Raw genomic sequence first — 22257 nt, forward strand, 5'->3', positions numbered from 1 at the left:
GCGAATCCTTAAGGGTTGGAGCGGCGCACGATTAGATCGGCGCGCTCGAAGACGGCGGGCAGAAGGTCGACGCCGAGGCCGGGCCCTTCCATCGGATAGACAAAACCGTCCTTGATCACGGGCATCGTGGTGACGAGCTCGTTGTACCAGCCTTTGTAGAAGGCGCGCACCGATTCCTGGATCAGCGTGTTGGGCTGGCTGAACGACATGTGGATGGCGGCGATGAAGCCGATCGGTCCGATACAGTCGTGCGGGGCGAAGGGCCGATGATAGGTCTCGGCCATCGCCGCGATCTTGCGGCCCTCGGTGAGGCCGCCGGTCCAGCACAGATCCGCCATCACCACGTGCATGGCGTCGCGGTCGAGCATATCCTTGTATGGGAAGCGCGAGCCCAGCGTCTCGCTGGCGCAGACCCAGACGTCGGTGGAGCGCGCATATTCGGCCAGCGCCTGCGGCGAGTTCATCCTGATCGGGTCCTCGTACCAGGTCGGCTTGTAGGGCTCGATCGCGCGTGCGATCTGCTTGGCGGTCGGCAGATTCCACAGCGAATGGAGCTCGACCATGATCTCCATCTTGTCGCCGACCGCTTTGCGGATCTTCTCGAACGGCTCGATCGCCTGCTTCATCTGGGCTGCCGTGATGTAGAGGCCCTTGTTCTCCTGGGCCGCCGGATCGAACGGCCAGATCTTCATCGCGGAGATGCCGCTTTCCAAAAGGTTTTCGGCCAGCGCATCGGCGCGGTTCATGAAGCCGTCGAGATCCTCGTAAGGCCCCTTGTTGGCACCGAGATTCCAGTTCGCGACCGGGCTGATATTGTTCGAGCGGACATATTGCGTGCCGGCGCAAGTGTTGTAGATGCGCTGCTTGTCGCGGCAGAGGCCGCCGAGCATCTGGTGCACCGGCTGGCCGCAGACCTTGCCGAACAGATCCCACAGCGCGATGTCGATCGCGGAGGCCGCGCGATATTCGACGCCGGTGGATGACTGCGCCATCGGCAGGTTCAGCATGTCGCGGTGGATGGCCTCGATATGCAGGGGATTGCGGCCGAGCAGGCGGCCGGCAAAAGTGTCGTGGATCTGCGCCTCGACCGCACCGGCGCCATAGAAGGTCTCACCGAGTCCGATCAAGCCCGTATCGGTATGGACGCGCACCCAGATGACGTTCGAGAATTCCTCGGTGCGCAGCGTTTCGATCGATGTGATCTTCACGGCAACAATCCTCTCGTCGGGTCCATAGCGCCCGGTTTGTTTGTCATTTCTGCGCCGCCATTACCGGGACCTGTTCTACGCGCGCTTGTAATATATCACAATATGTTTTAGGGATTCACAAACAAGGCGCCGCCCTGCAACGGGGCGCGGGCTGAGGGAGAGGACAACATGGCAACGCGCAAGCGCGCGCTCGAGGTGGTGAGAAACGACGACGGCGAGGGCAAGCCCTCGCGGCGCAATCGCCTCAACTTCTTCGAGCTGGCCTATCAGAAGATCGAGGAGCTCCTCGTCCATTGCGAGCTCAAGCCCGGTCAGTTTATGACGATGCTGGAATTGCAGCACATCACCGGCTTCGGCCGCACGCCGGTGCATCATGCCGTCAATCGTCTCTCCGCCGACACGTTGATCATCATACGCCCGCGCCACGGTCTGCACATTGCGCCGATCGATCTGGCCCGCGAGCGCATGCTGCTCGGCCTGCGCCGCGACATCGAGCGCTTCGTGATCCGGCTTGCGGCGGATCGTGCCAGCCTCTCGCATCGCAATCAGGCCCTGCATATCGACAGGCTGTTGCGCGAGCGCCGCGCCAGCCTGACCCTCGACGAGTTCAACAGCATCGATCGCCGCATCGACGCGCTGGTCCTGGACGCGGCCGGCGAGCCGTTTCTGGTGCACACGCTGCGGCCATTGCACACGCTGTACCGACGTATCGGCTACATCCACCACCGTTTCATGCCGGGGCAGGCGGAGCTGTCAGGAACAATCGATCATCATCTGGCTATTCTCAATGCGGTTGCCAATCGCCGTGTCGAGGACGCCGTGAAGGCGAGCGATGCGCTAATCGACTACATGGGTGAGATGTTCACGGGTATGGAGGCCGGAATCGACCCGCGGCTGCTGGATTGCAGCATCGAGCCGCTGCTCGGCACGTAAAAGTTCAGGAGGACCAGACATGTCAACGATGGCGATGCCACAACCGACCGCGAGCGAGGCCGCGGTCCGCTACCTCATCACGAACTACAGTCCCAAGGGCAACAAGGTCGGCTGGCTGATGATGGCCTCGATCCTGGTCGAGGCCTGGGATCTCTATTCGATCGCCTTCGTGCTGATCTTCATCAAGGAGCAGTTCAATCCCGATCCGCTGATGCTGGGCCTCGCCGCCGCCGGCACCCAGGGCGGCGCCCTGATCGGCGCGCTGCTCGGTGGCTGGCTCTCCGACAAGATCGGCCGCCGCGTGATGTTCCTGGTGACGATGGTATTGTTCATCGTGCTCGCATTGGCGCAGGCCTTCGTGCCCAACGTGTTCTGGCTCGTGGTGGTCCGCTTCCTGCTCGGCGTTCCGCTCGGTTCGGACATCTCGACCGGCTACACCTACATCATGGAATCCATGGCCAAGGGTGAGCGCGAGGTCATGGGCAACCGCTGGCAGTTCATGTTCGCGGTGGGTGAAGTCCTCACCATCGGCGTCATCGTGATCTTCCTGCTGCTCGACATCAACCACGAAACGCTGTGGCGGGTGACGCTCGGTCTCGGCGCGCTGCCGGCGCTGATCATTCTGGTCATGCGCCACGACGTGCCTGAGACGGCGGTGTGGCTGGTGCAGAAGGGACGCTACCGCGAGGCCAAGCAGGTCGCGCGCGAGATGTTCAACGACAATCTCGACATGCTGCCGGACCATGACGTCGAGGTGCCGAAGGTCTCCACCCGCGCCTTCCTCGCCGACCTCAAGAAGGATCCGATCCGCTGGCGCGCCACGGTGTACGGCTGGATCGCCTGCTTCGCGCAGGCCAGCGAATTCTCGACCTTCGCGTTCTATCTGCCGGTGTTGTTCGTGATGGTCGGCGTGTCGAGCGTGCTCGGCATCAATCTGGTGACGATGGCGCTGTTCTCCTTCGCCGCCCTGTCGGGCTGGGTCGGTCCGCTGCTGACGCCGAAGATCGGCCACCGCGGCATCTCGATCGCGGGCTTCTCGATCGTGCTGGCCGCGCTGCTGGTCGCGGCGTTCGCGCTCTACACCGACAACAAGATCCTGCTGCCGTTCGCGGCCGCCGCGATGCTGTGGGGCCATTATTGGGACGCGTCGAACTGCATGACGATCCCGACCATGGTTGCCAAGCCGAAATATCGCGGCACCGCCAGCGGCTTCGCCTACATGTTCGTAAAGCTGCCGTCGTTCCTGGCGATCTTCCTGTTCCCGACGGTGTTCGCCGCGATTGGGCAGGCGAATGCCACGCTGATGGTCGCGATCTTCCCGCTTATCGGATTGCTCGCCGCAATCTTCATCCTGCCGGAAGTCTACGGCTACGAGAACGACTGAGGATGCTCGCTACCTGATCGCGGCAGCCAATGCCGCGATCAGGGCGGGCGGCGTCACCAGCATCCCAAGCTTGAGGAATGGCCAGGCGCCGACCTCGATCTTCTCCCGCCGGAGCGCAACCAGCCAGAGGATGGTGGCGAGCGATCCGGTCACCGACAGATTGGGGCCGAGATCGACGCCGATCAGGATCGCGCTGACGACCGGGGCGGGCAAATGATCGCTGGCGGCGACCGAGCCGGCGACGAGGCCGACCGGAAGGTTGTTGGCGACATTCGTGGCGATCGCGGTGGCGATGCCGACGCTCCAGGCCGCCTGCGGGGCCGATTGCGCCACCGCCTGATGCAGCAGCGCGCTGAGCTGCGCGATCACGCCGGTCTTGACCAGCGCCTCCACCATGACAAAAAGTCCGCCGACCAGCGGCAGCACGCTCCAGGATACGCCACGCAGCACGGGCAACGGTGATTGCCGGCTGAGCAGCAACACGATCGCGGCCGTCACGCCGCCGCAGATGAAGGTCGGCAGGCCCAGTTGCTTGTCCAGTGCGGATGCCGTGACCAGCACGAGGCCGATCGCGACGATGCCGATTGCGGTCAACTTGCCGCCGCGGCCGAGCTTGGGATGCGGCACGCTGCGCGCAATCGTCGCCTCCTTCAGCGCGCGGTGCTGGGTCAGGCGCAGCACGATGTAGGTCAGCAGGATCGAGGCCGCGGAGGGCAGGGCGAACAGGCGCAGCCATTCGGTGAGCTCAGGCATCCGGGCGCCGAACACGACGAGGTTGGCGGGGTTGGAAATCGGCAGCACGAAGCTTGCGGCATTGGCAATGAAGGCGCAGACGAACAGATAGGGCAGCGGTTTTGCGCCGGCCGCGCGCGTCGCGGCATAGACGGCCGGCGTTAGCACGATCGCGGTCGCATCGTTGGAGAGCAGCACCGTCACGAGCGTGCCGACGAGATAGATCAGCAGGAACAGGCGCTGCGGCGAGCCGTCAGCATATTCCACCGCCAGCGCGGCGAGATAGTCGAACAGGCCCTCGAGCCGCGCGAGCTCGGCGATCAGCATCATGCCGATCAGGAAGAGGTAAACGTCGAGGCCTTTTTCGATGCCGGTGAGCGCATCCCGCCAAGGCAGGAGGCCTGATAGCATCAGGGCGCCCGCACCGATCACGGCCCAGACCGCCTCGGGGAGGCGAAAGGGGCGGATGATGACGCAAGCGGTCGCGAGGACGATGATGCTCCAGGCCAAGATGGCGTCAGGCGGCGGGGTCGGCAAGTCGATCTCCAGAATCCGTTCCTGACTACCGTGCCCGGAACGGGTCCGCCAGCCTCAAAAATTCACTACGCCGAGCAGTCCAGACTGCTTCTGCGGAAAGAGACTGGATGGCTTCGCGTCGCTCGCAATGACGGAGTTTGTGGTAGCCTCCAGCCCCCCATAACGATCACCGCGTCAGCGACCGCTTCTCCGTGATCGCCTTGCGCAGGATGCGCGAGAGCGATTCGACCGAATACGGCTTCTGGATCAGCTCGAAACCACGATGGGCGCTTTCGGCGAGCACGTTGCTGTAGCCCGAAGTGAGCACCACGGGCAGGCCCGGATAGCGCTCGCGGATGATGCCGGCGAGCTCGACGCCGTTCATGCCGGGCATGATGACGTCGGAGAAGACGAGGTCGACGGCGAACTCGTTCTCGCCGAGGATCGCGAGCGCCGCGTTGGCGTTGGCGACGCGGCGCACGACATAGCCGAGATCTTCCAGAAGCTCGGTCGAGAACTGGCCGACATCGTCATTGTCCTCGACCACGAGCACGCGGTAGCCGCGCCCGGTCGTCGCAGCCTCGTGGGTCAGCGCCGCGGCTTCCTTCTCCGCGGTGGGACTCTGCGCCTGCGGCAAATAGATGGTGAAGGTCGCGCCTTTGCCTTGCGTGCTCGTCACGGCGATGTCGCCCTCGGACTGCTTTGCGAACCCGAAGGCCTGGCTGAGGCCGAGACCGGTGCCCTTGCCGACCTCCTTGGTGGTGAAGAACGGCTCGAAGATCGAATCGAGATGGTCCGCTGCGATGCCGCTGCCGGTGTCGGTGACGGAGATTGCGACATAATCGCCGCCCCGCGCCGATTGCGCGCGCAGGCTTGGAATGCCCTGAACCTTACGCACCGCGATGGTGAGGCGACCTTCGCCGTCCATGGCGTCGCGGGCGTTGATGGCGAGGTTGATCAGCGCGGTCTCGAACTGTGCGATGTCGGCGACGGTGAAGCAGTCGGCATCGTCGATCTCGACGACGATCTCGATGCGGCCGCCGACCAGCGGCCGCACCAGTTGCGCAACGCCCTCGACCTGGCTGCCGACGTTGAAGATCTGGGGTTTCAGCGGCTGCCGGCGCGCGAACGCCAGAAGCTGCGCGGTCAGCTTGGAGGCGCGCTCAACCGTGTCGGAGATGGCGTCGACATAGCGGCGACGGCGCTCCTCCGGCAACTCGCGGCGGCGCAGGAAATCGGTGGCCGAGCGGATGATGGTGAGGAGATTGTTGAAGTCGTGCGCGACGCCGCCGGTGAGCTGGCCGATCGCCTCCATCTTCTGCGACTGCCGCAAAGCTTCCTCGCCGCGGCGGCGCTCGGTGATGTCGACGGCCTCGGGCACGACGCCGGTGATGTTGCCGTGGCGGTCGAGCACGGGGCGCATGCCGAAGTCGAAATCGCGCTCACCGACGGGAAGGCGCAGGTGCAGCTCGAGCCGCACGGCTTCGCCCTTGAGCACGGTGTGGAAGGCTTCCTGCACCAGCGCACTCATGCCTTCCGTGGCGCTGAACCAGGGGGTCTCCCAGAACGGCTTTCCGATCACATCTGAAGAGCTCGCCTTGATCCCGTCGAGTGCGGTTTTGTTGGCGTAGAGCAGTTCGCCCCTGAGATTGACCAGGCCTTGATACTGATTGCTGGTCTCAAGGATCGTGCGCAGGCGGGCCTCGTTGGACTCGAGCTCGGCGGTGCGCTCGACGATGCGCTCTTCCAGCGTCTCGTTGAGCCGCCTGAGCTCGATCTCGGCCTGCTTGGCGACGGTGATGTCGTGGGCGACACCGATGAAGCCGATATGCTTGCCGGTCGGGTCCCAGCGTGGCTGCGATTCCGAGCGCAGCCAGCGCCATTCGCCGCGGGCGTCCCTGTAACGCGCTTCGAGCACGAACGGCTTCAACGAGGCTTCGCCTTGGACCGATTGCTGGAGCACGTGCGGCAGGTCGTCCGGATGCAGCACCTTGCGCCAATCGAAGTCGATGGCCTGATCATAGGGCAGGCCGACGAAGTCGACATAGGCCTGATTGGCGAAGGACCGCTTGCGATCGAGCTTGGTCACCCAGATCGGCACCGGCGCGCTGTCGGCGATCAGCCGGAAGCGCTCCTCGCTCTCGCGCAGGGTCTCGCGCGCGAGCATCTGGTCGGTGACGTCGATATGGGCGCCGACGAGGCGGATGGCCCGGCCATCCTTGTCGCGTTCGATCTTTGCGACGACCCGGATCCAGCGGGTCTGGCCGTCGCTGGGACGGATGATGCGGTATTCGGCGGTGTAGTCTTCGCTTGTGCCGGCGAGCGCGTCGAAGAACTGCCTGACCGTCGCTTCGCGATCGTCGGGATGGAGGCGATTGACCCACTCCTCGTGTGACTCGTCGGCGGCCTCGAGCGGCAGGCCATGAATCATCAGATATTCGGGCGAGCGGCGGTTCTTGAAGCCTTCGCGGAAGTCGACCTCGACGCCGCCGACCTTGCCGATGCGCTGGATGCGCGCGAGCTCGGCCTCGCGCTCCTGGAGCGCGCGATAGGCGTTGTCGCGCTCGCGCGCGACGTCTTCGAGGTGCTGGCGCAGCCTTTCGGCGGCGATGGTCTCGGGCAAGGGATCGTTCAAGGCATCGGCCGTTGTCATGCGGTTGCGCACGTGCCGGACCGATATTCACATAGACGGAGCGTGATGGCCATCGTTTAGAAGAAATAGACTGTCTGGAAAAATCGGGGAAGTGCGGAAAGTGCGCTCGGGCAATGCCGGGTCTGGCATTTTGTTCCTGCAGCTGGAACGATGCACCTGCGGATGCGTCTTCGCGAGGCGCCACAACTCTCGTTCCTCAGACTCCCTTTCCGAAGAGGCTAAATCTTGAAGCTCTTTCTCTGCCAGGCCTGCGGCAACGTTCTCTATTTCGAGAACCGTGCCTGCGAACGCTGCGGTCATCAGGTCGCCTTCCTGCCGGAGAAGGAGACGATGTCGGCGATCGAGCCCGACGGAGAGGCCTGGAAGACACTAGCCGGCAAGGGCGAAAGCCGGATGCTGTGCCGGAATGCCGCGTACGATTCCTGCAACTGGCTGACGGATCCAGGGGAGGGCAACGGCTATTGCCGCGCCTGCCGCCACAACGGCATCGTACCTGATTTGTCCGACCCCGCCCAACTCGCAGGCTGGCGCGAGCTGGAGGTGGCAAAACACCGTCTGTTCTATTCCCTGATCCGCTGGAAGCTGCCGCTCCGGACCCGGCAAGACGACCCCGAGCATGGCCTGATCTTCAATTTCCTCGCCGACGATCCGAACAGCGGAGAGAAGGTCCTGACTGGCCACGACAACGGCCTGATCACGATTGCGCTCACCGAGGCCGATACGATTGTGCGCGAGCGGCGCAGGCTCGAGATGGGCGAGCCGTACCGTACGCTGCTCGGGCATTTCCGGCACGAGGTCGGGCACTATTTCTGGGACGTGCTGGTGCGCGACGGCGGCAAGCTCGAGGCATGCCGTGCGGTATTCGGCGACGATTCCGCCGATTACGGCCAGGCCTTGCAGCGCCACTATGCCGAAGGCCCGCCGCCGGACTGGCAGCAGAATTACGTCTCGGCCTATGCCACGACCCATCCCTGGGAAGACTTCGCCGAGACCTGGGCGCACTATCTCCACATCGTGGACGCGCTGGAGATGGCTGGCGAGTTCGGCATGGAGGTACGCCCCAAGGTCGACCGCGCCGGAGAGTTGACGGCCCGCATTCGTTTCAACCCCTACGAGGCAAGGGAGGTCGAGGCGCTGGTCAACGCATGGCTGCCCTTCACCTTCGCCATGAACAGCGTCAATCGCGCCATGGGCCTGCGCGACCTCTATCCCTTCATCCTGTCTCCCGCAGTGGTCGGCAAGCTCGGCTTCATTCACGGCTTGGTCCGGGACGTGGCCAAGGCCGGAAAGGCCGAGGACGCGGCACGACGTCCCTAGGGGGTGCCGAGCCCGTTTCGGTCTTGCGCTGGTACGCCACAGCGGGCCGGATTTAGACCGTTGCCTCCGGCCTATTTTGATGTACCACGGAAGCCACACGGCCCGTCCCCCATAGGCCCGAACGGCCAGGGAAGGGTCCCGCCGAAGGTCGAGACTCAAGAAAAGCATGTTCAAACGCATCCTGATCGCCAATCGCGGCGAAATCGCCTGTCGGGTCATCAAGACCGCTCGCCGCATGGGAATTCAGACGGTTGCGGTCTATTCCGAGGCCGATCGCGACGCCCTCCATGTCGAGATGGCCGACGAGGCCGTACTGATTGGCCCGCCCGCTGCAGCCGAGAGCTATCTGGTGATCGAGAAGATCGTGGAGGCTTGCCGCAAGACGGGCGCCGAGGCCGTGCATCCGGGCTACGGATTCCTGTCCGAGCGCGAGGCGTTTCCGCGCGCGCTGGAGGCGGCCGGCATCGTCTTCATCGGCCCGAACCCGGGCGCGATCGCGGCCATGGGCGACAAGATCGAGTCGAAGAAGGCGGCCGCCAAGGCCAAGGTCTCGACCGTCCCAGGCCATCTCGGCGTGATCGAGGACGACAAGCACGCGGTCAAGATCGCCGACGAGATCGGCTATCCCGTGATGATCAAGGCTTCCGCCGGCGGCGGCGGCAAGGGCATGCGCATCGCGCATTCGACGGCCGAGGTCGCCGAGGGTTTCAATCTTGCCAAGGCCGAGGCCAAGGCCTCGTTCGGCGACGACCGCGTCTTTGTCGAGAAGTTCATCGTCGATCCCCGCCACATCGAGATCCAGGTACTGGGCGACAAGCACGGCAACGTGATCTATCTCGGCGAACGCGAATGCTCGATCCAGCGCCGCAACCAGAAGGTCATCGAGGAGGCGCCATCGCCGCTGCTCGATGAAGCCACCCGCCGCAAGATGGGGGAGCAGGCGGTCGCGCTGGCAAAAGCCGTGAATTACGACTCCGCCGGCACCGTCGAGTTTGTCGCAGGACAAGACAAGAGCTTCTATTTCCTGGAGATGAACACGCGCCTCCAGGTCGAGCATCCCGTCACCGAGCTCGTCACCGGCATCGATCTCGTCGAGCAGATGATCCGCGTTGCCGCGGGCGAGAAGCTCGTGCTGGCGCAGAAGGACGTCACGCTGACGGGTTGGGCGGTGGAGTCGCGCCTCTATGCCGAAGACCCGTTCCGCAATTTCCTGCCCTCGATCGGGCGGCTCGTAAAATATCGTCCGCCGGCGGAAGCCAGCCAGGACGGCATCACCATCCGCAACGACACCGGCGTGCAGGAGGGCGGCGAGATCTCGATCCATTACGATCCGATGATCGCCAAGCTTGTTACCCACGCGCCCTCGCGCGCGGCCGCGATCGAGGCGCAGGCAACCGCGCTGGACTCGTTCTATGTCGACGGTATCAGGCACAACATCCCGTTCCTCTCGGCGCTGATGCATCATCCGCGCTGGCGCGAGGGCCGGCTGTCGACCGGCTTCATCGCCGAGGAATTTCCAAAGGGCTTTGCGGCGCGCGTGCCCGAAGGCGAGGTCGCGCGGCGGATCGCCGCGGTCGGGGCTGCCATCGATCACGTGCTCGGGGAGCGCAAGCGGCAGATCACGGGCCAGATGGGCGGCCGCGTCGTGCAGCGCGAGCGCCGCCGTGCGGTCTGGCTCGCCCGTCAGGAGATCCTGCTGGAGGTCGGCCGTGAATGCGAGGCGATCGCGGTGCGTTTCGTCGATGCCGCCGGAAAGGCCGGCAATGCGCATTTGTTGCAGTCGCCGTGGAAGCCGGGCGATCCGGTCTGGCAGGGCACAATCGACGGCCACTTCGTCGCGATGCAGGCGCGCCCGATTGCCAACGGCATTCGTCTGGCGCATCAGGGCGTCGAGGTGCCGGTCTATGTCTGGACCGAAGCCGAAGCTGCGTCCGCGCGCTTGATGCCGGTGACGACGGCCTCCGATAGCGGCAAGAAACTGCTCTGCCCGATGCCCGGCCTCGTAGTCTCGATCGCGGTGACCGAGGGACAGGAAGTCAAGGTTGGCGAGACGCTGGCGGTGGTCGAAGCCATGAAGATGCAGAACGTGCTTCGCGCTGAGCAGGACGGCACCGTGAAGAAAGTCCACGCCAGCGCCGGCGCGACGCTTGCGGTGGACGCGCTGATTTTGGAGTTTGCGTAAGAGGCGAGTGTGGCGGGGCAGGCTGCCCGCCACCATCCTCATTGCGAGGAGCCCTTCGCGACGAGGCAATCCAGTCTGTCTCCGCCGACGCATCTCTGGATTACTTCGCTTCGCTCGCAATGACGGAGTATGCTGCGGGCTCCGTGACCTAGTCGAGACAGCACCATGGCCTTTCGTTCCCGCCGCGAAAAACTGCGCTTCGTCCTGTCGGGCGCAACTTGTGTCCATCCCGGCTCGGTGTACGACGCTATCTCGATCCGCATCGCCGAGGACCTCGGCTTTCCGCTTGGCATGTTCGGCGGTTCGGTCGCCTCGCTGGCGGTGCTTGGCGACCCCGACATCACCCTGATCACGCTTACCGAGCTCGCCGAGCAGATGCGGCGAATGTCGCGCGCTGCCGCGCTGCCGGTGCTGGTCGATGCCGATCACGGCTACGGCAATGCGCTCAATGTTCGCCGCGCCGTGCAGGAGCTGGAGGCGGCGGGCGCGGCCGGTCTCACCATCGAGGACACGCTGCTGCCGGCCGCCTTCGGCGAGGCGAAGGCGCAGCTGATCTCGCTCGAGGAGGGCGTCGGCAAGATGAAGGCCGCGCTCGGGGGCCGCAGCGATGCCTCGCTGGTCGTCATGGGCCGCACCGGCGCTGCTTCGATCACCTCGATAGAGGACGCGATCCGCCGCGCCATTGCTTATGAAGCCGCCGGTGTCGATGCGCTGTTCTTCACCGGCATCAAGTCGCGCGCCGAGCTCGAGGCGGTTACCGCCGCGACGCACCTGCCGATCGTGCTCGGCGGGGCGCCGGAGGATTTGAACATGCTCGATTACCTCGCCGGTCAGCGCGTCCGCATCGCGCTCCAGGGTCATGCGCCGATCGCAGCCGCGACGCAGGCGGTTTACGAGACGCTGAAGGCGCTCCGCGAAGGCGCGCCGCCGAAAAGCCTCAGGGGGATCGCATCGTCGGAGCTGACGGCCCGTGTCATGCGCGAGGCCGATGCTAGGGCGCGCAGCGCTGACGTCCTCGGATTGAAAAAATGAGCCGGGCGATTCTCCAGGTCATGATTCGCGGGCGCGTGCAGGGCGTCGGCTATCGGGCCTGGGTCGAGCACCAGGCGACGACGAGCGGCCTCGAAGGCTGGGTCCGCAACCGCCGCGACGGCAGCGTGGAAGCGCTGTTCGCCGGCACGCCGAAGCACGTCGCCGACATGGTCGCGCTCTGCCGCCACGGCCCGCCATCCTCGCGCGTCGACAGTGTCACCAGCGAAACGGCGAGCCTCGACGAACTGGGCCTGCGCAGGGCAGGGGAAGCCTTTTCGGTGCTGCCGACGGTGTAGGTTTCAGAGAAGATCGCCAAGCCCGGCCCTGACGCCGTGAGGCTGAGCTACCCCAAGCTCTCGACGGATATTTCACCGCGGCAGCTTTGCGATCGCTTCGCTGAGTTCGTGGATCTCATACGGCTTGCGCAGGATCGGGAAATCCCCGCGCACGCCGGCGGCGACCTCGCTGTAGCCGGTGGCGAGCAGGATCGGCAGGCCGGGACGGATCTGGCGGAGATGACGGGCGAGGGTGATGCCGTCCATCTTTCCGGGCATGACGATGTCAGAGAATACGAAGTCGACGCCGTTGTTCTCGATCTCGCGCAGCGCAGCTTCGGCATCGGCGACCCGGCGCACATGGTAGCCGAGCTGCTCCAGCAGGCCGATGCTGACGATGGCGACGTCCGGATTGTCCTCGACCAGCAAAACCGTGCCGCTGCCTTGGAACGCCGGCTCCCCGGTCGTGTCAGACGATGGCGCGTCTTCGCCGCGGGGCAGGAGGATGGTGAACGTCGTGCCCTTGCCGAGCTCGCTTGCGACGCTCACGGTGCCGCCGGCCTGGTGCGCGAAGCCGTGCACCTGAGACAGGCCTAGGCCCGTGCCCTTTCCGATCGGCTTAGTGGTGAAGAACGGCTCGAAGATCTTGTCGAGAACGTCGGAGGGAATGCCGAAGCCGGTATCGGTGACGTCGATCGCGACGAATTCGCCGGCGAGGGGCGCCTCGTCCAGCACGACCTTGCGCGCGCCGATCGTCACCGTGCCGCCGTCGGGCATCGCATCGCGGGCATTGATGACGAGGTTGAGCAGCGCTGTCTCGAGTTCGGAGGCGTCGGCCTTGATCGGCCAGATGTCGTGGTCGATGTCGAAGGCCAGGCGTACGGAGCTGCCGATTCCGGCATCGAGTACCTCGCGAATCGCCGTGATGCGTTCGGCGAAATCGATCGCCTGCGGATTGACGCTCTGCCGTCGCGCGAAGGTGAGGAGCTGGTTGGTCAGCGCCGCGCCGCGCTTGGTGGCGGTCTCGATAGCCGAGATCGCGCGCTGCAGCTTGGCCGCATCGTCGGCGCCTCGTTTCAGCATGTGGAGGCTGCCGCTGATGATCATCAGCAGGTTGTTGAAGTCGTGCGCGACCCCGCCGGTGAGTTGCCCGAGCGCGTCGAACTTCTGGGACTCGGCGAGCTGCTTCTGCATCGCCTCTAGCTTGACCTGGGTATTGCGGCGTTCGGTGATGTCGCGCGTGATCTTGGCGAATCCGACCAATTCGCCGTTCTCGTAGATCGGGTCGATCACGACGCTGGCCCAGAAGAAGGTGCCGTCCTTGCGAACGCGCCAGCCTTCCTCTTCGTAGCGGCCCTTATCCCTGGCGATGCCGAGCGCACGGGCCGGCTTGCCGTTGGCGCGGTCGGTTTCGGTGTAGAAGCGGGAGAAATGCTGGCCGAGGATCTCCTCGGGTGAATAGCCCTTGATGCGCTCGCCGCCGATGTTCCAGCTGGTGATGATCCCGTTGGGATCGAGCATGTAGAGCGCGTAGTCTGCAACTCCCTCAACCAACAGCCGGAAACTGCGTTCGCTCTCGAACAAGTCCCTCTGTTGACTAGACTTTTCGACCATTCCCGCACCCTGCCTCGACCGGAGCAAACGCCGCAGCCGCCGGATGGTTCCCTGAATTTGGAACATTTTTAGGCAGATGCCCCGCCTCGTGCCCATCGGCGCCGCTCTTGACAGGAGAGCGGTATTGTCAGATATTTCTGTCATGACAGAAATAGCCGCAAAGAAGAAGCTTCCTTCTGCCGTCGAGCGCTTCATCCTGCATTGGGGCGACATGGGCGACGAGTGGGGCGTCAATCGCTCGGTCAGCCAGATCCACGGGCTGCTCTACCTCGCCGAAGCGCCGATGACCGCCGAGGACATTGCCGACACGCTCGGCATGGCGCGCTCCAACGTCTCCAACTCGCTGAAGGAGCTCCTCGCCTGGAACCTGATCCGGCGGGTGCCGATCCTCGGCGACCGCCGCGACCATTATGAGGCCGAGACCGACATTTGGGAGGTCGCGGCCAGAATCGCGGCGCGGCGCAAGGAGCGGGAGCTCGATCCGGCGATCGCGGCGCTCAGGGCGTGCGTGTCCGACGCCGCCGGCGATCCGGCCATCAATCCGGTCGCGAGCAAGCGGCTGAAGGAGATGCTCGCCTTCACCGAGCTTGCCGACCACTGGTTCATGCAGATGCTGAAGGTGCCGCGGCCGCGGCTGGCCGCCTTGATGCGCCTTGGCGAGAAGATCGCCAACCTGCTGCCGCTGGGCAAGGCCAAATAGTGTCGAGGAGGGTACGATGACGTCGGCAAGATTATCAGGCTGCAACGCATCGACCCACGCTCACACCAGACTGCGCGACGATCGCCGCTTCCGCGCATTGCTGTCGGACGAGGATTGGGGCCGCCTGCCGCTCGCGACCTGGCGGCGCTTCTCCAAACGCGTCGCCGACGGCGACAGCGTCGTCTATGTCGGCGTGGTCGAGGAGATCCGCTTCAGCGCGATCGGCTGGTGGCTGGCACAGGCCGCACGCATCATCGGGGGGCCGCTGCCGACCGGCCGTGACACCGGCGTGCCGATGATCGTGACTGTTACCGAGGATGCAGCAACCGGCGGTCAGACCTGGACGCGCATCTGCGCGCGCAAACGTCGCTTTCCGCAAGTGATCCATTCCGCCAAGCGCTTTGACGGTCCGACCGGGCTCGAAGAATATGTCGGCTTCGGCGTTTCGATGGCGCTCCGCATCGCAGTCGAGGACCAGGCGCTGACCTTTCGCAGCGCCGGCTATGGGCTCCAGCTCGGACGCCTGTGGATCCCGTTGCCGCCATGGCTCACGCCGGGCGATCTCACGGTGACGCATCGCGATCTCGGCGAGGGCGCATTCCGCTTCACCCTCGATGTCATTCATCCGCGTTACGGCGCGCTGATCCACCAGTCCGCCATCTTCAGGGAGGCCGTGTCATGACACAGCTCTTGTGGACGCTCATCGCCATCCAGATCGTGATGGGCGTGTTCGACACTTTCTATCATCACGAATTCACCGAACGCCTGGCGTGGCGTCCGTCGCAACGCTTCGAGCTGAAGCTGCACGGTAGCCGCAACATGCTTTATGCGCTGCTATTCCTGCTGCTCGGCTGGGTCGAGGTCCATGGCGTGCTGGCGCTGCTGATCGTCGCGGTGCTGATTGCCGAGATCGTCATCACGCTGATGGATTTCGTCGAGGAGGATCTTAGCCGAAAGCTGCCGCCGAGCGAGCGCATCAATCACACCCTGCTCGCGATCAACTACGGAGCCATTCTCGTGCTGCTGCTGCCGGTGCTGATCGACTGGGCGATGCAGCCGTTCGGCGTGACCCTGGTCTATCAGGGCCTGCTCAGCATGGCCGCGACCGCCTGCGCGGTCGGCGCGGCGCTGTGCGGCGTCAGGGATTTTGCCGCGGTGCGCCGATTGGGTCGCATGAAAGTTGTTGCAGCACCCGACCTCGTCGAGAAAATTCCCGGTCGCAAGACCGTGCTGATATCAGGCGCCACCGGCTTCATCGGCAGCCGCCTGGCGGCGGGCCTCGGCGGGGCAGGGCACGACGTCATCGCGTTGATCCGTGACCCCGCCAAGGCCGAGATGCTGCCGCCACCGGTCACGTTGATCACGAGCCTCGATCAGCTCTCCTCGGACACGAAGATCGACGCCATCGTCAATCTCGCCGGCGAGCCGATCGGCAACGGCCTCTGGACCGAGGCGAAACGCGCGAAGATCATCGGCTCCCGCGTCGACATGACCGGCGAAATCGTCAAGCTGATCGCGCGGCTTGAGCGCAAGCCCAAGGTGCTGGTCAGCGGCTCCGCGATCGGCTGGTATGGTCTGTGGGCCGACCAGGTGCTGACGGAATCGGCGAAGTCGCACGCCTGCTTCAGCCACGAGCTCTGTGCGGCCTGGGAGACGGCGGCGCAGCCGGCGGAGGAGTTCGGCGTGCGCGTGGTTTACTTGCGCATCGGGCTCGTGCTCGGCACGGAAGGCGGCTTCATCACGCGCATGTTGACGCCGTTCGAGTTCGGCCTTGGCGGTCCGCTCGGCACCGGGCGGCAGTGGATGTCCTGGATCGAGCGCGACGATCTGATCCGCCTGATCGCCTATGTGATGGCGACGCCCGATCTCACCGGGCCCGTCAATGCCACCGCGCCGATCCCGGTCACCAACGCCAAATTCACCGAGGAACTCGGCCGCCGACTGCACCGGCCGGCGGTGTTCCGCATCCCCGGCGGCCTGCTGCGCCGGATCGGCGGCGGCTTCGCCGACGAACTCCTGCTCGGCGGCCAGCGCGTGCTGCCGAACAAGGCGCTTAGCCGCGGTTTTGTATTTCGACATGAAACGCTGCGCAGTGCGTTCGAGGCGATCCTGTAAAGGCGTACGGCGTCACGCGGCTGCGCTCCGAAATGTCGCCGCCACCGCACGCAGCGCCGCCATTTTCGCGGGATCGCTGACCTTCGAATGCAGCATCACCTTCGAGCTGCCGAGCTTCGGCAGCTTGTGCGCAGGCCCGATGTCGACGAGGCCAGGAGGCGCGATCCGCCGTGCCAGCGGCGCGATCGCAAGTCCGGCAAGTGCCGCTGCGACCACGGCCGTGACGCCGCCGCCGACGAAGCGCTCGCGCCAGGCGATGTTGGCCTTGTCGAGCGCGCTCACCGCGACCGCGCGGACCCCGCAGGGCGGTGCGAGCGTCGCGAGCGGCAGCGGCTCGCCCTTCGGCAGTGTGAGGCGGCGTGCAGCGAACCAGCCGAACTCGTCCTCGGTCAGCTTCTCGCCGCCGCGGCGGCTGCCTTCCTGGCGGACGATCACCGCATCGAGCTGACCCGCGTCGTAGGCATCCTGCATCTCGCGCGAGAAGCCGATGCTGACGGCGAGGGTGAGATTCAATGACATCGCGTGCAGGCGTTCGAGCAGCGGCACCAGTTCAGGGCCTGCAGCGTGATCGGAAATGCCAAGCGAGAGCGACTGCACGGCCGGTGCCTCACCCGACAGCGCGCGGTCATGCGCCGCGATCAGCGCACGGGCGCGTTCGAGGAAGCCGGCGCCCTCGGCGGTGAGCCGGACTGCGCGCGGCGAGCGCTCGACGAGACGTTTGCCCAGCAACGTCTCCAGCCGTTGCAGCTTGAGGCTGACCGCCGCCTGGGTCGTACCCAGCGCTTCGGCGGCACGGGTAAAGCTCTGGAGGTCGGCGACAAGCAGGAAGGCCTTGATGGTGGCGATGTCGAGCGTCGGTGTCATTATGAATGCTTATCACTGATATCAAGAGAGATAAGATACCAAAATGAGGAGCAAAGGTCTAGCTTCTCATCAACGCCGCACCAACCGGCGCAGCATCTTGAGGAGACCAGCATGCCCCTGATCACCGTGTCCTATACCTCGTCCCGGCAGTCGCCGACCCTGAAGGCCGAGATCGCGAACGCCGTGTCCGAGCTCACTGCACAAATCCTGCACAAGGATCCCAAGGTGACCGCCATCATCGTCAAGGCGGTGGATGCCGATGACTGGTTCGCCGGCGGCAAGTCGCTCGCCGAGCAGAAGCTTGCAAGCTACTGGATCGACATCCACGTCAGCGAAGGCACCAACACCAAGGACGAGAAGGCGGCCTATCTCGCCGCGATGTTCAAGCGCATGGCCGGGATTCTAGGCCCGCTGCATCCCGAGACCTATCTGCATGTCGACGAGGTCAAGGGCGATGCCTACGGCTTCGGCGGCCTGACCCAGGAGCGCCGCTACATCGCCGGCAAGCTCGAGGTGTCGGTGCAGGCGGCGTAAGGCAGCAAGCCGCGGGTGAGCAGTCTCATCCGCGGCCTGATCGTCAGCTCGCCGCCCGCAACCGGACTTCGGAATTGTTCAGGAAGCACATCTTGTCGAACAGCGTCAGGTCCAGCGGATTCGGCAGCCTGACATCGCCGAGATCGGGGCAGGGCTTGACTGAAGGATCGTAGGATCGGTCGATCTGCGAGATGAAGACGACGATCAGCCCCTGATCGCGCGCGAACGATTTCAGCGCGCGCACCTGAACGGTGAGGTCTGGATTTTCGCGTCTCTGGTCGAGCAGTTGCAAGTAGTCGATCACAACGACCGTGCCGCGGGGCGCCGCGGCCATCTGCTTGACGACGTAATCGGCGCTGATGGCGTCGGAGCAATCGACCTCGAATAACTCGCCAAATTGCGCCGGCTCCACGCCGATCGCGCGCAAGCGATCCAAAACATCTTTCTTGGTGTATTCGAGCGAGAAGAACGCGGCACGATGGCCCGACCTCATGGCCTCCACCGCAAGTTCGAGGCTGATCAGCGTCTTGCCCTGACCGGGCCGCGCGCCGACCAGCACCAGATCACCGGGCCGGAATTGCGGGAACAGCCTGCTCGCGGGCGTCAGCGCGGCGGCTTTCGCGGCCAGGATGCTCCAGGCGGAAAATCCTTCCGTCGCGGCGATGCGGTCAAGGGCGTCGTGCAGCGGAATGCCTTCCTCGCGGGACAGGCGCTTCGCGCGTCGTTTCAGATGATAGATCGGCGCAGAGAGTCTCATCGTCAAAACCTCCCATTGCGAGCTGAAACGCAATCCCTCCTTATGCCCAGTGCTCGAACAGTCGGTCGATGATCTTATCGCCCGGCATGAGGTCTGTTTTCCCGGCGGAGGGGGGGAGGCGTGGGCGGCACCGGAATCGAACATAACCGATTCCGCGTCGGTGGAGAACGCGGACGCTGCGTCTCCAACAGGAATGCGTCAGGCGGCCACTTCGGGCAGCAGCGCGCGGGTCGGCCCGAACAGCTCCTCGAACGCCTGCCGGAGCGCGACGTCGATATCAGCCATCGTCACGAGCTGGCCGAGGTCGACCAGCGAAGTGACGCCGTAACGGGCGTCAGTGACGCCGCACGGCACGATGCCGGCGAAATGCGATAGCTCCGGCTCGACATTGATCGCGATGCCGTGGAACGAGACCCAGCGCTTCAGCCGGACGCCGATCGCCGCGATCTTGTCCTCGTGGTCCGCGCCCTTGTCTGGCCGCTTGACCCAGACGCCGACCCGGTCCTCGCGCCGTTCGCCGCGGACGTTGAAGGCAGCGAGCGTGCGCAGAATCAGCTCCTCCAGGCTCGCGACATAGGCGCGGACGTCCGGCCGCCGGCGCTTGAGGTCGAGCATGACATAGGCCACCCGCTGGCCCGGCCCGTGATAGGTGAGCTGGCCGCCGCGTCCGGTGGCGAAGACCGGGAATCGGGAATTGAGCAGGTCCGTTGCCTTGCCCGAGGTGCCGGAGGTGTAGAGCGGGGGGTGTTCGAGCAGCCAGACCAACTCCGCGGCCTCACCCGCCGCAATGGCGGCGACCCGGGCCTCCATGGCGGCCACCGCCTCCGGGTAGGGCACCGGAGCGTCCGAGATCCGCCACTCAACCGGCTCGCCGTCGGACTTGGAAAACGACGCCAAATCGAGCTCTTGACGCTGGTTTTGGCGAGGGTTTTGAGGCGAATTAACCATTGGCTAACCATAACGTGGTGATCATCTCGGGAGCAAATGCTAGTCCCTAGTTGCGGCGGTCCTGACAGTGCCCACCCTCGATAAAGTTACCGTGGATCTCATGGTCGTCCTCGGAACGACCTCCATGCCGATCCATCAAGTATTACGTCTTTCCCGCGGCGCCATCATCGAGCTGGACGCAACCGAGGCCGACGAGGTCAAGGTTTTGGCCAATAATCTGCCGGTCGCTTCCGGCGTCGTCCTGGTCGACCGCAACCGGATCGCGGTCGAGGTCAAGCAGATGCTGCCGCGCTCACCGGGCATGCGATAGCGACCTGGGCAGCCGGAAGGCGCCTAGCACGCGGTTGCGGCCCGGACACCGGGGTCAACGCCGATTCGGGGCGAGCGGCCCGACTTTCCTGCAAAGCTTGTGGAATTCAGGGCCTTTGCAGGCTTGTACCCCTCTGATGGATTTGTTAGATCGGCGCCGTTGATCCGGCTGGCCTTCAAGCCTCATGCCGGCATCCCCAAAGCGCTCGTGGCGGAACTGGTAGACGCGCTGCCTTGAGGTGGCAGTGAGTAAAATCGTGGGGGTTCGAGTCCCTCCGAGCGCACCATGGTTCATTCTTCCCTTTGAAATGATTGATATTTCCGACGCAGTCCGAGGATTGCGTCGATGCAATCGATTCCGCCGCACTGGATTTGGGCGACCTGGCGAAACCTCGCAGTCGTGACAGCCAAAGCCTAATGCGGCTCGATTCCGGCCGCTTTGATGATCCGTCCCCAACGCGCCGACGCCCGAGGATGTGATCCTCACGCATCTGCACTACGGTCATGCCGGAAACTTCGTCCCGTTTCCGAACGCGCGGTTTCATCTCCAGGAGCACGAACTCGCCTACGCCACGGACGGCGATTCATCCTGATCGCATCGCGCTTTGGGGAACGCTGGCGCGACCGGGCTCAGCGTGCTCGCGGAACCAAAGCCTTTCCATTGGCATTCAGTCGCTGAATTCGCCGCGGCGATGTCGACTGACGTGGCGGGGCGATGCGCTTGACGGTGGAGAACGATGAGGGACAGCGCTTCGGAAGTCACCGAGATCAGGAATGCCGTTCATCTCTGCATCGACATGCAGAACATTTTCGCCCCCGGTGGTCTGTGGGCGACGCCATGGATGGAGCGGGTCCTGCCGGCGATCGTCGGGGTCGTTGCGCGCCACCAGGCCAGGACCATCTTCACGCGTTTCATCACGCCGCAGGATCCGGAAGATCGTCCCGGCCAGTGGCAGAGCTATTTTCATCGCTGGCATCAGGCGACCCGCAGGCATCTGCCGCCATCCGCGCTCGAACTCGTACCTGCCCTGAGCAAGTTCGTTCCGCCGGCTGCGGTCATCGACAAGCCGGCCTATTCCGCCTTCAGCAATCCCGCCCTCGCGACCCTGCTGCTCGACAAGACTATCGGCACGGTCGTGATATCGGGCGCAGAGACGGACGTCTGCGTGCTGTCGACCGTTCTGAGCGCCGTCGATCTCGGCTTCCGGGTCGTCATCGTCGAGGACGCGCTGTGCAGTTCGTCCGACGTCGGGCATGACGCGCTCATGACGATGTACCGCACCCGCTTTCACGGCCAGGTCGACCTCATGACTGCGGAGGAGCTGTCGGAGTTCTGGCGCGAATAGGGGGGATCATCGGGACCGCTGCCGAACACGCGGCGCCGGAAAGAGTTCGGGGCTGCCGCGATGCGGCCGTGTCCCAGGGCCGAAAAACGCATCGCGGCCGATTCACATAGTCTAATGCGTTCGGCCCTCAAGCCGGTCAATCTGGGCTCGCTGGATAGGGGCCGGGCAATGGATCGCATCGAACAGGCGTTTGTCGCCACCGCAATCACGGGTTTTCTCGTGATGATGGGCGCAATCGTGTGGATGATGATTTGAGGGGGCGGAGGCTGTCTTGCGCGTCGCGCTGCCTTATGCCGCGGTTCTCCTTTGCCTGGCGGTCAGCGCCTGGCTCGCTTTCGCGCATCTGTTCTGATTGCCTCGCCTTATCGATCCTTTGGATCGGCGATCAGCGCCGCCAGCTTCCGTGCCATCGCGGTCAGATCGATCGGCTTTTCAATGAGCGGCACATCCTGGAATTCCGCGCCGACGGTGATCCTTTCGTATCCGGTGGTGAACACGAAGGGCACCTTGCGCGCCATCAGTTCGCGGGCGATCGGAAAGATCATCTCGCTGTGAATGTTCACGTCCAGGACCGCGGCATCCAGCGTGCTGCCGTCGTGCAGGATCTTGAATGCGTCCTCGACGTGACCGGCGGGACCTGCGACCTCGGCCCCCAGCGCGCGGACTGCCTCGCTGATGTCGTCGGCGAGAAAATATTCGTCCTCGACCACGAAAACTCTGCGCCCCGTGAGAGGCGCAGGTCGATCGGATGACGAGCGCGATATTGTCATTGTGCCTCAGCCTTGGCTTCCGCCCCCGTTGGAACATAAACCGGGGGGCCCGCCTTGATTCAAAACGA

Annotated in this window: 21 protein-coding genes, 1 tRNA gene and 1 pseudogene; 15 read left to right on the top strand and 8 right to left on the bottom strand. The window is 64.5% G+C overall.

The genetic code is table 11. The annotated features are described in order from the left end of the window. Positions 1-8 precede the first annotated feature (8 nt). The gene (locus IVB28_RS12835; protein ID WP_247526539.1) at positions 9-1208 is read right to left on the bottom strand and encodes a mandelate racemase/muconate lactonizing enzyme family protein; all 1200 of its coding nucleotides are present in this window, start codon (positions 1206-1208) and stop codon (positions 9-11) included. Between the two features lie 168 nt (positions 1209-1376). Here IVB28_RS12835 and IVB28_RS12840 point away from each other — a divergent pair, with 168 nt between their 5' ends. Both IVB28_RS12840 and IVB28_RS12845 read left to right on the top strand, forming a co-directional pair. Next, complete coding sequence (locus tag IVB28_RS12840; protein ID WP_247526540.1) at positions 1377-2141, top strand: GntR family transcriptional regulator; 765 nt, start codon at positions 1377-1379, stop codon at positions 2139-2141. Positions 2142-2160: 19 nt separating this feature from the next. Then, complete coding sequence (locus IVB28_RS12845; protein ID WP_247526541.1) at positions 2161-3525, top strand: MFS transporter; 1365 nt, start codon at positions 2161-2163, stop codon at positions 3523-3525. A 9-nt stretch (positions 3526-3534) separates the two neighbouring features. Here IVB28_RS12845 and IVB28_RS12850 read toward each other — a convergent pair whose 3' ends face one another. Both IVB28_RS12850 and IVB28_RS12855 read right to left on the bottom strand, forming a co-directional pair. Beyond that, positions 3535-4794, bottom strand: coding sequence for an arsenic transporter (locus IVB28_RS12850; RefSeq protein ID WP_247526542.1), 1260 nt, complete (start codon positions 4792-4794; stop codon positions 3535-3537). 166 nt (positions 4795-4960) lie between these two features. Then, entirely contained in the window at positions 4961-7438 is a 2478-nt protein-coding gene (locus IVB28_RS12855) for a PAS domain S-box protein (RefSeq protein WP_247526543.1), read from the bottom strand. 213 nt (positions 7439-7651) lie between these two features. Between IVB28_RS12855 and IVB28_RS12860 the strand changes: the two genes are divergently transcribed. The 4 genes from IVB28_RS12860 to IVB28_RS12875 all read left to right on the top strand — a co-directional run bounded on the left by IVB28_RS12860 (position 7652) and on the right by IVB28_RS12875 (position 12253). Beyond that, positions 7652-8743, top strand: coding sequence for a putative zinc-binding peptidase (locus IVB28_RS12860; protein ID WP_247526544.1), 1092 nt, complete (start codon positions 7652-7654; stop codon positions 8741-8743). Positions 8744-8909: 166 nt separating this feature from the next. Continuing rightward, positions 8910-10925 carry an acetyl/propionyl/methylcrotonyl-CoA carboxylase subunit alpha gene (locus IVB28_RS12865; protein ID WP_247526545.1) on the top strand — a complete coding sequence of 672 codons (2016 nt, stop codon included), beginning with the start codon at positions 8910-8912 and terminating at the stop codon, positions 10923-10925. 165 nt (positions 10926-11090) lie between these two features. Next, positions 11091-11957 (top strand): isocitrate lyase/PEP mutase family protein, encoded by an 867-nt coding sequence (locus IVB28_RS12870; RefSeq protein WP_247526546.1) that lies wholly within the window; start codon positions 11091-11093, stop codon positions 11955-11957. Further along, complete coding sequence (locus IVB28_RS12875) at positions 11954-12253, top strand: acylphosphatase (protein ID WP_247526547.1); 300 nt, start codon at positions 11954-11956, stop codon at positions 12251-12253. The genes IVB28_RS12870 and IVB28_RS12875 overlap by 4 nt, the downstream gene beginning before the upstream one ends. A gap of 72 nt (positions 12254-12325) precedes the next feature. On the opposite strand, the gene IVB28_RS12880 is transcribed toward IVB28_RS12875, so the two are convergent. Then, positions 12326-13846: a PAS domain-containing sensor histidine kinase gene (locus IVB28_RS12880; protein WP_247526548.1), complete on the bottom strand. Its 1521-nt coding sequence runs from the start codon at positions 13844-13846 to the stop codon at positions 12326-12328. Between the two features lie 142 nt (positions 13847-13988). Here IVB28_RS12880 and IVB28_RS12885 point away from each other — a divergent pair, with 142 nt between their 5' ends. From IVB28_RS12885 to IVB28_RS12895, 3 genes are read left to right on the top strand one after another with little or no spacing between them, the layout of a single operon-like run. Then, positions 13989-14546, top strand: a complete 558-nt coding sequence (locus IVB28_RS12885) for a MarR family transcriptional regulator (protein ID WP_247526549.1) — start codon at positions 13989-13991, stop codon at positions 14544-14546. Positions 14547-14562: 16 nt separating this feature from the next. Then, positions 14563-15228 (top strand): DUF4166 domain-containing protein, encoded by a 666-nt coding sequence (locus IVB28_RS12890; protein ID WP_247526550.1) that lies wholly within the window; start codon positions 14563-14565, stop codon positions 15226-15228. After that, positions 15225-16661, top strand: coding sequence for a TIGR01777 family oxidoreductase (locus IVB28_RS12895; RefSeq protein WP_247526551.1), 1437 nt, complete (start codon positions 15225-15227; stop codon positions 16659-16661). Before IVB28_RS12890 ends, IVB28_RS12895 begins: the two co-directional genes overlap by 4 nt. A gap of 12 nt (positions 16662-16673) precedes the next feature. Here the strand turns inward: IVB28_RS12895 and IVB28_RS12900 are convergent, their stop codons facing one another. Further along, the gene (locus IVB28_RS12900; protein WP_247526552.1) at positions 16674-17525 is read right to left on the bottom strand and encodes a LysR family transcriptional regulator; all 852 of its coding nucleotides are present in this window, start codon (positions 17523-17525) and stop codon (positions 16674-16676) included. Between the two features lie 111 nt (positions 17526-17636). On the opposite strand from IVB28_RS12900, the gene IVB28_RS12905 reads away from it, so the two are divergent. Further along, positions 17637-18059 (top strand): 4-oxalocrotonate tautomerase family protein, encoded by a 423-nt coding sequence (locus IVB28_RS12905; RefSeq protein ID WP_247526553.1) that lies wholly within the window; start codon positions 17637-17639, stop codon positions 18057-18059. Positions 18060-18102: 43 nt separating this feature from the next. On the opposite strand, the gene IVB28_RS12910 is transcribed toward IVB28_RS12905, so the two are convergent. Both IVB28_RS12910 and lipB read right to left on the bottom strand, forming a co-directional pair. Continuing rightward, complete coding sequence (locus IVB28_RS12910; protein WP_247526554.1) at positions 18103-18816, bottom strand: DNA helicase; 714 nt, start codon at positions 18814-18816, stop codon at positions 18103-18105. 198 nt (positions 18817-19014) lie between these two features. Then, positions 19015-19764, bottom strand: coding sequence for a lipoyl(octanoyl) transferase LipB (lipB, locus tag IVB28_RS12915; protein ID WP_247526555.1), 750 nt, complete (start codon positions 19762-19764; stop codon positions 19015-19017). Positions 19765-19831: 67 nt separating this feature from the next. Between lipB and IVB28_RS12920 the strand changes: the two genes are divergently transcribed. The 5 genes and pseudogenes from IVB28_RS12920 to IVB28_RS12940 all read left to right on the top strand — a co-directional run bounded on the left by IVB28_RS12920 (position 19832) and on the right by IVB28_RS12940 (position 21674). Then, on the top strand, positions 19832-20074 hold the full coding sequence (locus IVB28_RS12920) for a FliM/FliN family flagellar motor switch protein (RefSeq protein WP_247526556.1): 243 nt from the start codon (positions 19832-19834) through the stop codon (positions 20072-20074). Positions 20075-20275: 201 nt separating this feature from the next. Further along, positions 20276-20360 (top strand) — tRNA-Leu (locus tag IVB28_RS12925). A 186-nt stretch (positions 20361-20546) separates the two neighbouring features. After that, a pseudogene (locus tag IVB28_RS12930) lies at positions 20547-20648 on the top strand (N-acyl homoserine lactonase family protein); the annotation flags it as partial. A gap of 162 nt (positions 20649-20810) precedes the next feature. Next, on the top strand, positions 20811-21419 hold the full coding sequence (locus IVB28_RS12935) for an isochorismatase family cysteine hydrolase (protein WP_247526557.1): 609 nt from the start codon (positions 20811-20813) through the stop codon (positions 21417-21419). Between the two features lie 114 nt (positions 21420-21533). Beyond that, on the top strand, positions 21534-21674 hold the full coding sequence (locus tag IVB28_RS12940) for a hypothetical protein (RefSeq protein ID WP_247526558.1): 141 nt from the start codon (positions 21534-21536) through the stop codon (positions 21672-21674). Between the two features lie 107 nt (positions 21675-21781). Here IVB28_RS12940 and IVB28_RS12945 read toward each other — a convergent pair whose 3' ends face one another. Next, entirely contained in the window at positions 21782-22189 is a 408-nt protein-coding gene (locus tag IVB28_RS12945) for a response regulator (protein WP_247526559.1), read from the bottom strand. Between the last annotated feature and the right edge of the window lie 68 nt (positions 22190-22257).

This window comes from Bradyrhizobium sp. 199 (assembly GCF_023073355.1).
GTDB lineage: Bacteria > Pseudomonadota > Alphaproteobacteria > Rhizobiales > Xanthobacteraceae > Bradyrhizobium.

Excerpts from the sequence above, each read along its gene's own strand:
- IVB28_RS12840 (WP_247526540.1), top strand. The coding sequence starts at position 1,377 with ATGGCAACGCGCAAGCGCGCGCTCGAGGTGGTGAGAAACGACGACGGC.
- IVB28_RS12870 (WP_247526546.1), top strand. The coding sequence starts at position 11,091 with ATGGCCTTTCGTTCCCGCCGCGAAAAACTGCGCTTCGTCCTGTCGGGC.
- IVB28_RS12845 (WP_247526541.1), top strand. The coding sequence starts at position 2,161 with ATGTCAACGATGGCGATGCCACAACCGACCGCGAGCGAGGCCGCGGTC.
- IVB28_RS12890 (WP_247526550.1), top strand. The coding sequence starts at position 14,563 with ATGACGTCGGCAAGATTATCAGGCTGCAACGCATCGACCCACGCTCAC.
- IVB28_RS12875 (WP_247526547.1), top strand. The coding sequence starts at position 11,954 with ATGAGCCGGGCGATTCTCCAGGTCATGATTCGCGGGCGCGTGCAGGGC.
- IVB28_RS12905 (WP_247526553.1), top strand. The coding sequence starts at position 17,637 with ATGCCCCTGATCACCGTGTCCTATACCTCGTCCCGGCAGTCGCCGACC.
- IVB28_RS12900 (WP_247526552.1), bottom strand. The coding sequence starts at position 17,525 with ATGACACCGACGCTCGACATCGCCACCATCAAGGCCTTCCTGCTTGTC.
- IVB28_RS12940 (WP_247526558.1), top strand. The coding sequence starts at position 21,534 with ATGCGTTCGGCCCTCAAGCCGGTCAATCTGGGCTCGCTGGATAGGGGC.
- IVB28_RS12895 (WP_247526551.1), top strand. The coding sequence starts at position 15,225 with ATGACACAGCTCTTGTGGACGCTCATCGCCATCCAGATCGTGATGGGC.
- lipB (WP_247526555.1), bottom strand. The coding sequence starts at position 19,764 with ATGGTTAATTCGCCTCAAAACCCTCGCCAAAACCAGCGTCAAGAGCTC.
- IVB28_RS12945 (WP_247526559.1), bottom strand. The coding sequence starts at position 22,189 with ATGACAATATCGCGCTCGTCATCCGATCGACCTGCGCCTCTCACGGGG.
- IVB28_RS12935 (WP_247526557.1), top strand. The coding sequence starts at position 20,811 with ATGAGGGACAGCGCTTCGGAAGTCACCGAGATCAGGAATGCCGTTCAT.
- IVB28_RS12865 (WP_247526545.1), top strand. The coding sequence starts at position 8,910 with ATGTTCAAACGCATCCTGATCGCCAATCGCGGCGAAATCGCCTGTCGG.
- IVB28_RS12910 (WP_247526554.1), bottom strand. The coding sequence starts at position 18,816 with ATGAGACTCTCTGCGCCGATCTATCATCTGAAACGACGCGCGAAGCGC.
- IVB28_RS12880 (WP_247526548.1), bottom strand. The coding sequence starts at position 13,846 with ATGGTCGAAAAGTCTAGTCAACAGAGGGACTTGTTCGAGAGCGAACGC.
- IVB28_RS12885 (WP_247526549.1), top strand. The coding sequence starts at position 13,989 with ATGACAGAAATAGCCGCAAAGAAGAAGCTTCCTTCTGCCGTCGAGCGC.